Source organism: Pseudomonas sp. SORGH_AS_0199 (assembly GCF_031453735.1).
GTDB lineage: Bacteria > Pseudomonadota > Gammaproteobacteria > Pseudomonadales > Pseudomonadaceae > Chryseomonas > Chryseomonas aestiva.
In genome coordinates this window covers 1,843,320-1,858,690 of sequence record NZ_JAVJAE010000001.1, presented here as the reverse complement: position 1 = coordinate 1,858,690, position 15,371 = coordinate 1,843,320, and the positions used below count along the sequence as shown (strand labels likewise).

The 15,371-nt window shown below is 67.3% G+C and carries 11 protein-coding genes; 6 read left to right on the top strand and 5 right to left on the bottom strand.

Features of this window, described 5'->3' with window-relative positions; translation table 11 throughout:
• Positions 1–8: 8 nt before the first annotated feature.
• Positions 9–746: a haloacid dehalogenase type II gene (locus QE444_RS08710; protein ID WP_309737908.1), complete on the bottom strand. Its 738-nt coding sequence runs from the start codon at positions 744–746 to the stop codon at positions 9–11.
• 233 nt (positions 747–979) lie between these two features.
• Between QE444_RS08710 and QE444_RS08705 the strand changes: the two genes are divergently transcribed.
• The 4 genes from QE444_RS08705 to QE444_RS08690 all read left to right on the top strand — a co-directional run bounded on the left by QE444_RS08705 (position 980) and on the right by QE444_RS08690 (position 6,640).
• Positions 980–2,737 (top strand): bifunctional diguanylate cyclase/phosphodiesterase, encoded by a 1,758-nt coding sequence (locus tag QE444_RS08705; RefSeq protein WP_273862679.1) that lies wholly within the window; start codon positions 980–982, stop codon positions 2,735–2,737.
• An 83-nt stretch (positions 2,738–2,820) separates the two neighbouring features.
• Positions 2,821–4,074, top strand: a complete 1,254-nt coding sequence (locus QE444_RS08700) for an EAL domain-containing protein (protein ID WP_187978642.1) — start codon at positions 2,821–2,823, stop codon at positions 4,072–4,074.
• A 121-nt stretch (positions 4,075–4,195) separates the two neighbouring features.
• Entirely contained in the window at positions 4,196–5,443 is a 1,248-nt protein-coding gene (locus QE444_RS08695; protein ID WP_133859910.1) for a diguanylate cyclase domain-containing protein, read from the top strand.
• A gap of 117 nt (positions 5,444–5,560) precedes the next feature.
• Entirely contained in the window at positions 5,561–6,640 is a 1,080-nt protein-coding gene (locus QE444_RS08690) for an SMP-30/gluconolactonase/LRE family protein (RefSeq protein WP_309737904.1), read from the top strand.
• A 3-nt stretch (positions 6,641–6,643) separates the two neighbouring features.
• Here QE444_RS08690 and QE444_RS08685 read toward each other — a convergent pair whose 3' ends face one another.
• Together QE444_RS08685 and QE444_RS08680 are read right to left on the bottom strand one after the other, a co-directional pair.
• Positions 6,644–6,997 carry a hypothetical protein gene (locus tag QE444_RS08685; protein ID WP_133859912.1) on the bottom strand — a complete coding sequence of 118 codons (354 nt, stop codon included), beginning with the start codon at positions 6,995–6,997 and terminating at the stop codon, positions 6,644–6,646.
• A gap of 139 nt (positions 6,998–7,136) precedes the next feature.
• Positions 7,137–8,240: a DUF1615 domain-containing protein gene (locus tag QE444_RS08680; RefSeq protein WP_309741962.1), complete on the bottom strand. Its 1,104-nt coding sequence runs from the start codon at positions 8,238–8,240 to the stop codon at positions 7,137–7,139.
• Between the two features lie 221 nt (positions 8,241–8,461).
• Between QE444_RS08680 and QE444_RS08675 the strand changes: the two genes are divergently transcribed.
• Positions 8,462–9,673, top strand: a complete 1,212-nt coding sequence (locus QE444_RS08675; RefSeq protein ID WP_405046413.1) for a YeeE/YedE family protein — start codon at positions 8,462–8,464, stop codon at positions 9,671–9,673.
• On the opposite strand, the gene QE444_RS08670 is transcribed toward QE444_RS08675, so the two are convergent.
• Complete coding sequence (locus QE444_RS08670; protein ID WP_309737901.1) at positions 9,670–10,941, bottom strand: hypothetical protein; 1,272 nt, start codon at positions 10,939–10,941, stop codon at positions 9,670–9,672. The genes QE444_RS08675 and QE444_RS08670 overlap by 4 nt on opposite strands.
• 37 nt (positions 10,942–10,978) lie before the next feature.
• Entirely contained in the window at positions 10,979–12,556 is a 1,578-nt protein-coding gene (locus tag QE444_RS08665) for a hypothetical protein (RefSeq protein WP_309737899.1), read from the bottom strand.
• Positions 12,557–13,132: 576 nt separating this feature from the next.
• Between QE444_RS08665 and QE444_RS08660 the strand changes: the two genes are divergently transcribed.
• A complete protein-coding gene (locus QE444_RS08660; RefSeq protein ID WP_309737897.1) occupies positions 13,133–15,277 on the top strand; it encodes a polysaccharide biosynthesis tyrosine autokinase in 2,145 nt (714 codons plus the stop codon).
• The last annotated feature ends 94 nt before the right edge of the window (positions 15,278–15,371 follow it).

Below are 15,371 nucleotides of genomic sequence, written 5' to 3'. Positions count from 1 at the left end.
AGCGACTCTCACTGTCTTGAAAACCCGGCACCCGCCGGTGATGGCGCGGACGTTAGCACGCCGGGCCGCTGGCTGCGGCCCTCGTGCGCCAGAATGCGCGCCACTGCCTCTTGCAGGGTGCCGGCGGTCACCGCGGGCGGCGCAAGGGGGTTGGCCACCTGCTCGGCCTGCCGCTGCAGCAGGGCACCTTTGAAACCGGCCGCCTGGGCGCCGGCGATGTCCCAGGCATGGACGGCGACCAGCCACAGCTGTTCGGCCGGCTGATCCAGGCTGGCGGCGGCCTGGCGATAGGCCGCCGTGGCGGGTTTGCTGGCACCGGCGTCCTCGGCCGAGAGGATGCCGGCGAAGGCGTCGCTCAGGCCGGCGTACGCCAGTTGCGCCTGGGTGGCGGCGCGCGCGTTGTTGGAAAAGGCGATGCAACGCACCCCCTGCGCCCGGGCGAAATCGAGCCCGGCTCGGACATCGACGTGAGCGGGCAGCGCCTGCAGGGCCTTGGCCACACGCTGTCTGTCAGCGGCCGTCAGCGTCCGTCCGAGTCGTGCGCCGATCATCTCCAGCGCCGCCTGGCCCTGGGCCTCGAAGGGCGCGTGCCGGCCACAGAGCTCGGCGGTCATGGCGTTCTGCAGGGTCTGGGCGAACCACAGCGTGCGGCTCCGGGGGTCACCGAACAGCTCGGTGAACAGGCCATCCAGCGCGGACAGGTCGAGCACGGTTTCGTTGATGTCGAACAGGCAGGTCAGGGTCATGGTCGCTACTCGGCAGGGATACCTCTTCGACCAGGGCTCGCACCCGACGTGCAGCCGCGCTAAGGTTCCAGACTGGCAGGCGAGACGAAACGGCTAAAGTCTTACGATTTCTTGCCGATACCTCCACAGACCTGCCTCTCGTTTGCTGCACCCGCCTGGCTCGGGTGGCGGCAGTTCTTCCAGGATGTGCTTGTTGCTCGCACAAGGCTCATCGACATTCCCGAGATAGCCTGATGGCCGATTCACTGAAGTACGAAGATGACCGCCTCAACGCCCTGCACGCCCTGGAGCTGCTGGATTCGGCGCCGGCGGAGGAATTTGATCGACTCTGCGAGCTGGTCGCCAGCAGCTTCAATGTGCCGACCGCGCTGATCAGTCTGGTGGACCGCGACCGTCAGTGGTTCAAGGCCCGCGTTGGCTTCGACCTGGCGCAGATGCCCATCGAGGACGCCTTCTGCGCCCACACCATCCGGGCCGAGAATGGCCGGATGGAGATCAACGATGCCTGCTGCGATACCCGCTTCAGCCATAACCCCCTGGTGGTCCGCGCACCCCATGTGCGCTTCTATGCCGGCTCGACCCTGGTCACCGAGGGCGGTTATGCCATCGGCAGTCTGTGCATCCTCGACAGCCAGCCGCGCGAACTGACGACCGCGGAACGCAAGCGCCTGGACGATTTCGCCGCCCAGGTGATGAGGCTCATCGCCCTGCGCCAGCACCTGCGCCGTCGCGATCCGGTCAGCGGCCTGCCCAATCGTCAGCAGTTCCAGGCCGATGTCGCTCAGTTGGCCGAATTCCAGCCCGACGAGGGGCGCCTGCTGGTGCTGGTGGATCCGCTGGAGACCCACTGGAAGGAGCAGCTGATCCTGGCCCAGGGCATGTGGCCCTTCGAGACCTTCCTGCGCAGCCTGGCCCTGCGCCTGTGCGATGCCCTGAACGGCCTGGCCAAGGTCTATCACGTGGACACCAAGAGATTTGCCTTCCTGCTGCCGGAGGACTGCGATTATCCGCCGCTGCTCGATGCGCTCATCGCCCAGTTGCGGATGCCGGTCCAGGCCGACCGTATTCCCATCGATCCACCGGTCAAGGCCGGTGTGGTGCCCTTCCTGCTCGACTCGGGCGAAGTCCGTGACCTGCTGCGCAAGGCCATGGTGGCGGTCGATCAGGCGACGCTGAGCAGTCGTCACTGGGTCGTCTACGAGCGTCCGCAGGACGAGGCCTTCCAGCGCATCTTCCAGCTGGTCCGGCAGATTCCCGAGTCCCTGGAGCGCGGCGACTTCAGCCTGGCCTTCCAGCCACGCCTGGCCCTGCCCGGACGCCGACTGCGCAGCGCCGAAGCCCTGTTACGCTGGACCCACCCGCAACTCGGCCCCATCGCGCCCGGCGACTTCATTCCGGCGATAGAGAAGACCGCCCTGATCCACAGCGTCACCCGCTGGGTGATCCGTACCGCCGTCAGCCAGCTGGCGCACTGGGACAATCGCTATCAGGGGCGACTGTCGCTCAACCTGTCGCCACGGGATTTCGACGAGGGCGACCTGGTCGAACTGCTGCGCGAGACCTGCCGGCGCGAGGGCGTCGATCCCCGCCGGCTGGAGGTGGAGATCACCGAAGGCGAATGGCTCAGACGCAATCCGGAGGCCATCGCCCAGCTGCATGCCCTGCGCGAGCTGGGTGTGGAGATCGCCATCGACGACTTCGGCAGCGGCTACAGCAACTTCGCCTATCTCTACGAATTGCCGGTCACCAGCGTCAAGCTCGACCGCTCGCTGATCCACGACCTGCCCCAGGATCCGCGCAAGCAGGAGGTGGTCAGGGCGCTGCTGGCGCTGATCGGCAAACTCGGCTATCGCAGCGTTGCCGAGGGGATAGAGACGCCAGAGGTATTGGCCTTCCTGCAGGAAGCCGGCTGCGACGAGGTTCAGGGCTATCTGCTGGCCCGCCCCATGGCCCTGCCCGCCTTCGAGGCCTGGTACGCCGAACAGGGTTAAGCCGAACGGATGAGGTCATTTGACTGACAAATTCATTCCAGGCTCTACACTGGTTCAGGTCGCAGTTTCCCGGGAGTGAGGACATGAGGGAATCAGGTACCGAGTTGTTGGACGTGGTTGGCCTGGATACCGGCAACCTGAGCAGCCAGGGCTGCATCGACAAGGTGCTGCACGCGCTGCGTACCCATCTGAACATGGACGTGGCCTTCCTGGCCGAATTTCGCCAGCAGGACCGGGTCTTTCGCAATGTCGATGCCGTGCCCGATGCGCCGATCAAGGCCGGCGATGCCCTGCCGCTCAGCCAGGGCTATTGCCAGCAGGTGGTCACCGGCCATCTCCCCGAACTCATCCCCGACACCCGGGCCGTCGGCGCCACCCGGCTGATTCCGGAGACCCGCGCCGTGCCCATCGGCGCGCACCTGAGCGTGCCCGTGCGACTCAACGACGGCGAGCTCTATGGCACCTTCTGCTGCTTCAAGTACCAGCCCGATCCAACCCTCAGTCCCCGAGACCTGGAACTGGTGCGGACCTTCGCCGAGCTGGTGGCCGATCGCCTCAGCCTGGACGTCTCCAGCCGCCGCGGCCAGGTGGAGATGCGCGAGCGCATCCAGGGGGCGGTGGCCGCCCACCAACCCAGCATCGTCTACCAGCCGATCTATCATCTCGCCGATCTGCGTATCGCTGGCTGGGAATCCCTGTCGCGCTTCCATTGCCCGCCGCAGCGCAGTCCGGATCTGTGGTTTTCCGAGGCCACGGCGGTGGGCCTGGGCGACGAACTCGAAGAAAGCGCCATGCGCTATGCACTGCAAGGGTTGCAGAGCCTGCCGGACGATACCTACCTGACCATGAACTGTTCACCGCAGACCATCCTGGCCGGCCGCCTGCCCGCGCTGCTGGCGGGCAATCCGCCGGGCCGGCTGGTGCTGGAAATCACCGAGCACGCCGAGGTCGACGACTACGCCGCCCTCCATGCCCAGCTGCAACCGCTACGGGCCCAGGGCGTGCGCCTGGCCATCGACGATGCCGGCGCCGGCTATTCGAGCCTGAGGCACATCCTCAGGCTGCGGCCGGACATGATCAAGCTGGACATGAGTCTGGTCCGTGACATCGACAGCGACGCCGAACGCCGGGCGCTGGCTTCGGCGATCATTGCCTTCGCCCGCGAGACCCGCAAGGAGGTGATCGCCGAGGGCGTGGAAACCCTCGCCGAACTGGCGACGCTCAAGGCACTGCAGGTGGACAAGGTACAGGGCAACCTGCTGAGCCGTCCGCTGCCGCGCGACGACGCCCTGCGCCTGCCCCGGCAGCGCCCCCTGGAAGGCCTGCCGGACAGCTGAAACGCCAAGGATCGGCGACCATTCAAGTCGCCGATCCTTTGGCCGATACGCCTAGGCGAATGATCGCTTCATCTGACGCCAGGCCGGCTCTCGGCCGATCCTTGTCCTGCAGGAGTTACCGGTGCGCTCCATCCTGGTCATCGAAGACAGCCCCATGGTCCTCAAGATTCTGGCGCACCTCTTTCGTCAGCAGCGCGATTTCGAGCCGGTATTCTGTGCCACCCTGGCCGAAGCCGAGCTGATGCTGGAAACCTCGGCCAATCTGTTCTTTGCCGCCCTGGTGGACCTCAACCTGCCCGATGCGCCCAATGGCGAAAGCGTCGATCTGGTGCTGCGCTATCGCCTGCCCTGCATCGTTCTCAGCGGCTCCTACGACGAACGCCGGCGCGATGATCTGCTGACCAAGGGCGTGGTCGACTACGTGCTCAAGGAAAGCCAGTACTCCTACGAATTCGCCTTCCGGCTGCTGCGCCGGCTGGACAGCAACACCGCGGTCAAGATCCTCATCGCCGAGGACTCCGACGCCACCCGCAACTACATCCGCCACGTGCTGACGCCCCACCGCTACCAGCTGCTGGACGCCTGCGACGGCAACGAGGCGCTGCGCCTGCTGCAGGAGCAGCCGGACATCGACCTGCTGGTGGTGGACCACAGCATGCCTGGTCTCAGCGGCTTCGAACTGGTGCAGTTGCTGCGGCAGAAGCTGCGCCGCCACGACCTCAGCATCATCGGCCTGTCGGCCGACGAAAAGGGCTCGCTCAGCGCCAAGTTCATCAAGCAGGGCGCCGACGACTTCCTGCGCAAGCCCTTCTGCCCCGAGGAGCTCAACTGCCGGGTGGTCTCGACCCTGGAGCGGCGGGACCTCATGCGCGCCCTCACCCACGCCGCCCAGTACGATTCCCTCACCGGACTGCGCAATCGCCGCGCCTTCCAGGACCAGGCCCAGGAGTGGTTTCGCCAGGCCGAACGCGAAGGTCACTCGCTGAGCGTGGCCATGCTCGACCTGGATCACTTCAAGCGCATCAACGACGAGCACGGCCATGCCAGCGGTGACAGCGCCCTGGTGGTCTTCGCCCAGGCGCTGGCCCGCACCCTGCCCCAGGACCTCACCGGCCGCCTCGGCGGCGAGGAATTCGCCCTGGTCAGCCGCATGCCCCCGGAGCAGTTGCTGCAGGCGCTGGACCTGCTGCGGCGCTACTGCCACGCCCAGACCTATGCCCCGGGCGCCCCGCCACTGTCGTTCAGCGCCGGGGTCTTCAGCGGCGTCGCCAATGACCTCGAAGGCTTCCTCCACGAAGCCGATCGCCGCCTCTATCAGGCCAAGCGCCAGGGCCGTGCCCGCACCTGCCTGGTGCTGGACGCCGAGTAGCGCGGATCCCGGGTTGGCGCCCTGCGTCACAAGACATATGATGTCAGACGATTGGCCTGCTGCCGCAGGTCGATCCGCATAGCCTCGTCTGAACAATAACAATCAAGGACCTGCACCATGCATGACTCTTCCCCGGGGCTCGCCCGGCCGCTGTCGCGTCGTCGTCTGCTTCAGGGCGGCCTCATCTGCAGCGCGGCCCTCGCGCTACCCACCCTCGCCCGCGCTGCCGAACCCCTGAGCCAACGCTATCCCGATCCGCTGATCGAGATCCTCGACGACCGCTTCCTGGAATTGCGGCTGTTCAACGCCAGCGTCGAGCGCCTGGCCACCGGTCTGCGCTGGGCCGAAGGGCCGGTATGGATCGGCGACGGCAACTACCTGCTGATGAGCGACATCCCCAACAACCGCATCGTGCGCTGGGATGAGGTCAGCGGCCGGCTGGACACCTATCGCGCCCAGTCGAATTTCGCCAACGGCCTGACCCGCGACCGTCAGGGTCGGCTGATCGCCTGTGAAGGCTCGACCACCCACGGTCTCGGCCGGCAGGTCACCCGCACCGAGCACGACGGGCGCCTCACGGTGCTGGCCGATAACTTCGAAGGCAAGCCCTTCAACTCGCCCAACGACGTGGTGGTCAAGGGTGACGGCTCCATCTGGTTCAGCGATCCGCCGTTCCAGGCCAACAGCGACTACGAGGGCCATCGGGTCAAGACCGAGCAGCCCGACGGGGTCTATCGCATCGACGGCGAGAGTCTGGCGGTGACCCGGGTGATCGGCGATCTCAACGGTCCCAACGGCCTGGCCTTCTCGCCGGACGAGAAGCTGCTCTATGTGGTCGAGGGCCGCGCCAAGCCCAATCGCCTGGTGTGGGCCTATACGGTCAAGGACGACGGCAGCCTGGGCGAGCGCCGCAAGCACATCGAGGCGCTGGAATACGGCGCCCTGGATGGCATCAAGTGCGACGTGGCGGGCAATCTCTGGTGCGGCTGGGGCAGCAGTGGCGCGCCGGCGGCCAAGCCCGAAGCCCTCGATGGCGTGCGGGTGTTCGATCCCAGCGGCAAGGCGCTGGGCCACATCCACCTGCCGGAACGCTGCCCCAACCTGTGCTTTGGCGGCCCGGAAGGCAACCGGCTGTTCATGGCCGGCTCCCACTCGCTCTACAGCCTCTACGTCAACATCCGCGGTGCCGGCCTCTAGCGGCTAGCGGGACTCCGGCGGCGATTGCTCGACCAGGACGTTCAGGGAGTCGAGCACGCTGTCCAGGGCGTAGGCCGCTTCAAAGCGCGCCAGATTCTGGGTGAGATCGGCCAGGCTGGTGGTGATCCCCAGCCAGTTGCCCAGGCCGATCTGGCGCGCCGCTTCCGGCAGCGAGCAGCCGCCATCGCGGCGCTCCAGCCAGGCCAGCACCAGTTCCGGCGGGGTATCGGCTTCGAGGCCCAGGGTGCGCAGCAGGCGCAGGGCCTTGGCCTGTTCGCGGGGCGGCAGCCGATGGCGGGCCGTGGGGGTGGGCTGGTCGACGATCAGCGTCAACCGGGAGCCGGGGATATCGGTCATCTGGACCTCTAGGGACTACACCAGAACCGCACGGCGCGAGGCCGCTTCATCTCCCCATGGTAGGCGAATAGTCTGGCCAATTGCCATCCCCGGGCCCGACCCTCGTCACCTGGAAAACGCCGTTCGGCCCCCTGCCCGCTCAGCGCGAGGCACGGCCCCGGCAGCGCTGCCAACGTTCCTCCACCCGCTGGGCGAACCAGGCGGTGGTCAGGGTCCGGGTGATCTTGGGGCTTTCCAGGGTGATGCCCGGCAGCATGGCGCGCGGCAGGCTGCGACCGGCCTTGCGCTCGGCCAGGGCATAGACCTTGGCATAGAGATCGGTCTTGGCGAAGTCCTCGGACTCACCCGCCTCCAGGTCATGGCGGATGGCGATGTCGCTCATGCCCAGGGCCGGCGCCAGGCGATTGACCGCGCGCTCGGTCTCGCCCTGGGTGCGCGAGCCGGGCACCACCAGATCGCCATCCAGCGCCAGCTTCACCCCCGTAGCCCGGCTCACCGCGCTCTGGAAGGCGGCATTGCGACTGGCGTACCAGCCGGCGTTGAAATCGGCGAAGCGATACAGCGGCGTGGAATAGTCCGCCGGATAGCCGAGCAGGTGCGCGGTGCCGAAATAGAGACCACCCCGGCGGCTGAACACCTCGTGGCGGATGGACCCGTCGCGGTCATAGGGATAGCCGCGGGCATGGGCCTCGGCGAAGTCGATGCTGACCTGCATGGGTCCGCCGGTGCGTACCGGATTGAAGCGCCCGAACAGCTGGCCGCCCAGGGGCACCATGGCGATGAAGTCCTCGAAGATCAGACTCAGCTCGCGCTCGGTACGGGCACTGTCCAGGCGCTGGGCGTAGGTCTTGCCGCTGGGCGACTTGAGGTTGAGCGCGGTGCGCACCAGCAGTTGGGGGACATAGGCCCGCGCCGCGCGTCTATCGATCTCCTCCCGGGCGATCCGCCCCAGCCCCGGCACCGGCGGATCGACCTGGTAGGTGGATTCCTGCTCCGCCACCGCCAGCACCGCGCAGAGGTTGTCCGTCGACGGCTCGAGACCCTGGGCGCTGAAGGCGGTCTGGATATCGCTGGCCCAGCCCTGCCGATCCGCCACGCTGGCGGGCAACAACCGCAGCAACTCGGCGCGCACCTCGGCCGGCGAGCGCGTGGGCCCCTGGGAGGTCGGCGTCAGGCTGCAACCGGCCAGGACCAGTGCAGCGACGAGGGCAGTCCAGCCGCGCAGCCGCGACAGGGTGGGCAAAGCGGAAGCGGACAGGGCGACAGCAGCGGACACGGTAACTCCGGAAGATTCCTTTGGCCGCTTTGACCACAACGCCGAGCAAATGGCTGTAATGCCCGGCCAATAACTTCTGGTTATATCGATGTAACCTTTTCATTCAACCAGCAGCGAATGTCCGCTGGGATTCCCGAACAAGTCCCACTAAAATAGTCGGACTTTAGTTCGAAGCTACCGGAACCATGATGCAGCAGACCTCTACGCTCTCCTCTCCTCGCCTGCCCTGGGCGGCCCTGTGGGCGACCTGCCTGCTGGCCGTGGGCATGGTCTTTCTCAACCAGGCCGTGGGCGGTCGTCAGGCCCTGCTGCTACTGCTCGGCGGCGCCCTGGGCCTGACCCTCTACCACGCCGCCTTCGGCTTCACTTCGGCCTGGCGGGTGTTCATCCTCGACCGTCGCGGTGCCGGGCTGCGCGCTCAGATGGTGATGCTGGCCCTGGCGGTGCTGCTGTTCTTTCCCGCCCTCGGCGCCGGCAGTCTGTTCGGCGAGGCGGTGCGCGGCAATGTCTCGCCGCTGTCCACCTCGGTGGTGATCGGCGCCTTCCTGTTCGGCATCGGCATGCAACTGGGCGGTGGCTGCGCCTCCGGCACCCTGTTCACCGCCGGCGGCGGCAATGCGCGGATGCTGGTGACCCTGCTGTTCTTCGTCATCGGTTCGCTGATCGCCACCCAGCACCTGGGCTGGTGGTTCGCCCTGCCCAGCCTGCCGCCCACCTCCCTGGTGACCAGCCTGGGCGTGCTGCCCGGCATCCTGGTCAGCCTGGCGGCCTTCGCCCTGATCGCCTGGATCTCGGTGGTGCTGGAGCGCCGTCGCCACGGCAGACTGGAAGCCACGGTCCCCGGCGAACACCAGGGCGCGGCACGCCTGCTGCGCGGCAACTGGCCGCTGGTCTGGGGCGCCATCGCCCTGGCGATACTGAACTTCGTCACCCTGGCCCTGGCCGGTCGCCCCTGGGGCGTCACCTCGGCCTTCGCTCTCTGGGGCGCCAAGGGTGCCGGTCTGCTCGGGCTGGACGTCTCTGGCTGGGCCTTCTGGCAGCAACCGGCCAATGCGCGGGCGCTGGCCGAGCCCTTCTGGTTCGATGTCACCAGCGTGATGAATCTCGGCATCATGCTGGGCGCCCTGGCCGCCGCGGGCCTCGCCGGGCGCTTCGCCCCCAGCCTGCGCATCCCCGCGCGATCGCTGGTGGCGGCGGTGCTCGGCGGCCTGCTGCTGGGCTACGGTGCGCGGCTGGCCTATGGCTGCAACATCGGCGCCTACTTCAGCGGCATCGCCTCGGGCAGCCTGCATGGCTGGCTGTGGCTGGTGGCCGCCTTTTTCGGCAACAGCCTGGGCGTGCGCCTGCGTCCCTTCTTCTTTCCCGGCGAACGCCGCGTCGAACGCCTGACCGGCTGCTAGACCGGCAGGACCTGGCGACCGGGCGGCAGTGCCCCCGGTGGCTCCGGCAGGCTCACCACCCCGTACTGGGGCAAACCGTGGTAGGTCTTCAGCGCCTGCATGACGAAGAGCAGGGCCGCGGTGCCCTGGTATTCGAACAGGCCCTGCAGCGGCCAGATGGTCATGAAGGCGAGAAACACCGCCAGGGTGAATTCCAGGTCGCGGCTCAGCTTGCGCGCCACCAGGTAGTGAACCGCCAGGCCGATGGGAATCACCAGGATCGACAGGAAGCCGAAGCGGAACACGGTGCCGAAGATGCCGACATCGGAGAGGAAGAAGTAGTCGCCGAAGATCGGCTTGAAGCCGTCGTTCCACATCAGGCTGAGGCTGCCGCTGGGCAGGCCGTTGTACAGCTGCAGGTGGTTGATGATCTGGGAAATGGTGTTTTCCCGGACATTGTCGGTGGGGCCTTCCTGCACCGAGCGCGCATAGAAATCCAGGTTGAAGCCGAGGGTTTCCAGGAGATGCGGATAGAGGATCAGCGGCGCGATGATGATGGCGCCGAACAGCGCCGGTCCGATCAGGCGCGCGCGCAGGGCAAGGATGGTGAATACCAGGCAGACCACGATCAGCTGGCGGGTCTGCAACACCACCACGATGGTCGCCAGAAAGAACAGCGCCAGCAGGCCGTGCCTCAGCTTGGGCCGCAACTGGCCGTCGATGAAGGAACGCCCGCGACCGGCGAAGTAGATGCAGATGAAATAGCCGAAGAAGATGGCGCCCGCTCCCGTGGAGGCCCGTCCGGGGCGGCTGAGGTCCTTCACCTCGTCGCGCAGGTCCGGCAGCATCTTGAAGTAGGACAGCCAGCACAGCAGCGCCGAGAGCAACCCGACCAGGATGATCAGATTCTCGAACTGCACGGCATTCAGCCGCTTGGCCAGGTACAGGACCAGGAAGGCGCTGAAGCAGTAGAGCACCCGCCGCTCCTCGATGAGGCCGTAGACCAGCGGCTGCCCCCAGAACAGCTGGGCGAACACGGCTGGCAGGCCGACGAACATCGCCGTGGAAAACAGGCAGAAGCCCATCAGCAGCCGGTAGTCGCGCTGCGGCCGATGCCAGGTGCTCAGGGTGAAGAGCGCGAAGAAGCCCAGGCAGATCGCCAGGTACAGTTCACCCACGTAGCGGATGCCCACCGGATTGGTCGGGCTCTGTTCGAAGACGCCGAACTGCAGGACCATCAGGCCACCCAGGGCCAGAAAACTCAGTCGATTGATCAGCGTACCCGGCATGCCCGGTTTCCTCGCAGCGTGTTCATGGATAGGGCGTTCATTGCAGGCGCCAGTCACCCTCGACCTTGGCGTAGGTCAGTTGACGGCCATCCGCCAGACTCAGGCGGGCGCGGGTGTATTCCGGCAGGTCGACGCGGAATTCCCGGCCTTCCAGATAGAGCCCGCCACAGGCCCCCGGCTCGCCGTGGTAGTCCAGCGACTGGCGCTGCAATTCGTGGATGCTGCGGTGGAACAGCAGGTTGGCGTAGCCGCGCACCGTCATGTCGGTGGAGATGAGGGTGCAGTCCAGCGCGACCTGGCCTTTCACCAGGCTCACCAGCGCCTGGTTCTGCCGGTCGATGGCGCCCCAGCCGGCATAGCCGGCGAGGTCCTGGCGATAGGTCTGGCCGTTCTGCAGGGCCGCGGCCACCAGCACCACGACGAGCACCGCACGCCCTGGGGTCTTCAGCGCCAGGAAGGCCAGGCCGAGCAGCAGCGCGGCGGGAAAGATGAACTTGAGGCGATCGAAGGAAAATTGGGTGGCGTGCTGCAGCAGCAGCAGATTCTCCAGCAGCGGCACGCTGGCGGCGACCACTAGCAGCGCGGTGCTGCGCGGCCAGTTCAGCGACTTGCGTTTCCAGAGCAGCACCCCCAGGGCGATGGCCACCGCGGCCAGGAACAGGCCGAAGGACAGCCCGTAGCCGGTGAAGAAATCGGCCAGGTGGGCATTGTTCGGACTGCGGGCGAGAAAGCGCCGGGCAAAGGCCTTGAGCGTCGGCAACAGACCCGCCGCCAGGCTGTAGTGCAACAGCACCAGCAGGCCAGCCAGCGCCGTGGCGAAGGCCAGGCGCCAGGCCATCCGCCGGCCTTCCGGCAGGTGCCGGTGCTGCAGCCAGAACAGCGCGACCAGTCCACCGCCAAAGACGTAGCCGGTCCATTCGGTCAGGGCGCCGAAGCAGACCAGGCCGGCCAGCAGCCAGCCCAGGCGGTTGCGCTGGCCAGCCGGCGCCCGCAGGTAGTGGAAGAAGGTCAGCAGACTGGCCAGCAGCAGCACCTGGTAGAAACTCTGCACCCAGTAGAGCAGGCCCTGGGAGAGCAGCGCCTCGCGGCTGAAGATCGCGATCAGGCAGCCCAGCACCGCGCTCGTGGCGGCCAGGCCGCGGCTGGCGCCATGGCTGCGCAGCACCAGATAGAGCAGGCGAAACAGCAATAGCGCGGTCAGGGCGCCAAGGGCGGCGTTGAACAGCGCGAGGCTGTGCAGCGAAGGCGTCAGGCCCGCGGCCTTGAGACCGAAATAGGGCGCGAGGAAGCCGTAGCTGCTGAAGCTGGTGTAGACATAGTCGCCGCTGTGGGTGGGAATGGTCGCGCCCCAGGACACCTGCTTGTCGTGACTGCCACCCAGGGTCACCGTGGGCAACCACCAGTGCCGGGCCACGCCGGACTCGTCCAGGGCATTGAGGCTGAGCAGGACGTGATAGCTGGCTTCGAGATTCTGCGCCCCGGTGCCGTCGCGGAAATCCGGCAGGCGCCACAGCAGGGCCAGCAATAACAGCAGGCCGACCGCCAGACCGCCCAGCCAGAACGGCCACCGTCCCACCCGGACCCCGGGATGGGTAACGTCAGATACCACGCTCATTGTCCTGTCTCCTGACAGCCATGCAGTCGAGAACGCCGTCCAGGGCAGTGAAGAACCAGGCGCCATCTTCCGCAGGCCTGGTACAGCCGGTGCAAGACCGCCCACGCAGGCCAAGCGGCGCATGGGCGGGTAACCGGGCTTCAACCGCTGACTACATTCAAGAAGCCGTCAGGAACACGCCGTTGCCGGGAGGCAGCGGCGTTTGCATCTGATACCCGGGTGCGCCCGCCAGCCTCGGCAGGGCACCAGCGGCTCCGGAAAACCCGGCGCAAGCCAGGGCTTGTCGTCCGGAGACACGACAGGTCGCGAAGAAGACTGCCTTAGCACCTTGAGACTGCCAAGCGGGCATCTGTCACGTTCTGCATGGAGTGTCACATTTTTGGCTTTTGCTTTCGCTTAGAGTCGACGCAGCACTCCAGCCGACAAGGTGCGGATCCCTGATCCAGCGCCTGGTGTTCCAAGCTGTGCCCTGCCTGGCGTGACGATTTCGCCCCCGGTTCGCCGCGCGGTGTCTCCTCGACAGCGCGCGGCCGCGACGGCTGTCCTCCTCCGTACCTGCCCAAGGCCCGCTCCTGCATGGACCAGTCGCATCACTCGCTACCCGCTGCCACCCAGGCGGCGGACATCGGCTTCGCCCGCTACTGCGCCGCCCTCTGGCGCCATCGCCGCAGCCTGCTCGTCTGCATTGCCCTCTGCACCCTGCTGGGCGTGGCCTATACCCAGCTGGCCGCGCCGCGCTATCAGGCGGTGGCGACGGTGCAGATCGAATACCAGCGCGGCATCGTGCGTCTGGACGAATCCGACAATGGCCGGCCCATGCCACCGCCGGAAGCCGTCACCGAAATGCAGCTGCTCACCTCGCGGCGGGTGGTCGGCGAGGTCGTGGACGCCGAGGGCCTGGACCTGAGCGTCACCCCGCGGCGCCTGCCGCTGCTGGGCGACTGGCTGGCCCGGCGTCACGAGCGAGCCGGTGGGGCCGTCGCCCCGCCGCTGTTCGGCCTCAAGCAGTTCGGCTGGGGCGGCGAGCAGCTGACCATCGCCAGCCTGAGCGTGCCCGATGCCCTCTATGGCCAGCCACTCACCCTCACCGCCGAGGCCCCGGATCGCTTCCTGCTGAGCGATGCCCAGGGCAAGCGGCTGCTGGAGAGTCGGCTGGGCGAGCCGGCCAGCGCCGGCGAGCTGCGCCTGGACATCGCCCAGCTGCACGCCTATCCGGGCACCGAATTCATCCTGGTCAAGCAGCGTCGTGGCGTGACCATCCAGGCGCTGCAGGAACGGCTCATGGTCAGCGAGCGCGGCAAGCGCTCGGGCATCCTCTCGATCCAGCTGCAGGACACCGATCCGCTCAGGGCGCAACGCATCCTGCGCGGCATCACCGAGGCCTATGTGCGCCAGGACGTGACCCGCAACGCCGATGAATCCACCCAGCAGCTGGCCTTCCTGCGCCAGGAACTGCCGCAGGTGAACCAGCGCCTGACTGCAGGTCGCCAGGCCCTGGACCGCTACCAGCGGCAACGGGGCTCCATCGCCATCGGCGCGGAGGGACGCAGCCTGCTGAGCCAGGCGGTGGAGCTCGACGCCCAGCTATCGGCCCTGGAAATGGAGCGCCTGGGCCTGGCCCTGCGCTTCACTCCCACCCATCCGCTCTACCAGGGCCTGCTGGCGCGCCGCCAGGTGCTCAACGGCGAGCGTCAGGCCCTGCAGCAGCGCCTGGCCAAGTTGCCGCAGACCCAGCAGGAGGTGCTGCGCCTGCAGCGCGACGTGGAGGCGGCGGACAAGGTCTATGCACTGATCAGCAAGCGCATCCAGGAATTGTCGGTGGTGCGCGCCGGCACGGTGAGCGATGTGCGCATCATCGACAGCGCCTACACCCAGATCGCCCCGGTCTATCCCAAGAAGCCCCTGCTGATCCTCAGCGCCCTGCTCTTCGGCTGCCTGGCCGGCGCCGCCTGGGTCTATCTGCGCGCCAGTCTCGAGCGCGGCATCGAAGACGCCGAGGGCCTGGAAGACCTCGGCCTGCCGGTGCTGGCGCAACTGCCGCTGGCGCCGAGTCGCCAGGTCGGCGGGCCACTGCAGACCTCGCTCGACAGCGGCTACCAGGAAGCCCTGCGGATCCTGCGGACCAGCCTGGCCTTCGCCCGCACCGAGGCGCGCAACGATCTGCTGCTGATCACCAGTGCCAGCCCTGCCGCCGGCAAGTCGTCGGTGGCCGTGCAACTGGCGCGGGTATTGGCCGAAGGCGGAATGCGGGTGCTGCTGGTGGATGCCGACCTGCGGCGCGGGCGCCTGCACCGGCGCCTGCAGCTGGCCCGCCGCCCGGGCCTCGCCGAGGTGCTGGCGGGACTGGCGACGCCCGAGCAGGCGATCCAGCCCTCGGCGATACCCGGCCTGGACTGTCTGGTGGGGGGCATCCGCCCGCCGAATCCGGCCGAATTGCTGATGAGTGCGCGCTGTACCGAACTGCTGCGCGGTCTGCAGCAGGACTACGAGTTGGTCATCCTCGACACCCCGCCGGTGCTGGCGGTGACCGATGCCGTGCTGCTGGCCGCCCAGGCTGGCACCTGCCTGCTGGTGTCGCGCTACGGTTGCAACACGGCCAAGGAAATCGAGGCGACCCAGCGCCAGTTCGCCCACAGCGGTCTGCAGCTGCAGGGTGCGGTGCTCAACGCCGTGCCACCCCCGCCCTTCACCCGCGCCGCCCTGGGCATCCTGACCGGCTGACGCCATCCCCCTGACCGGGCGCCACTCCGTGCTGGCGCCTGGCCAGCTTCTGTCATCAAAGCTCAATACGGAGCCCCTAGGCTGCATCGACCTT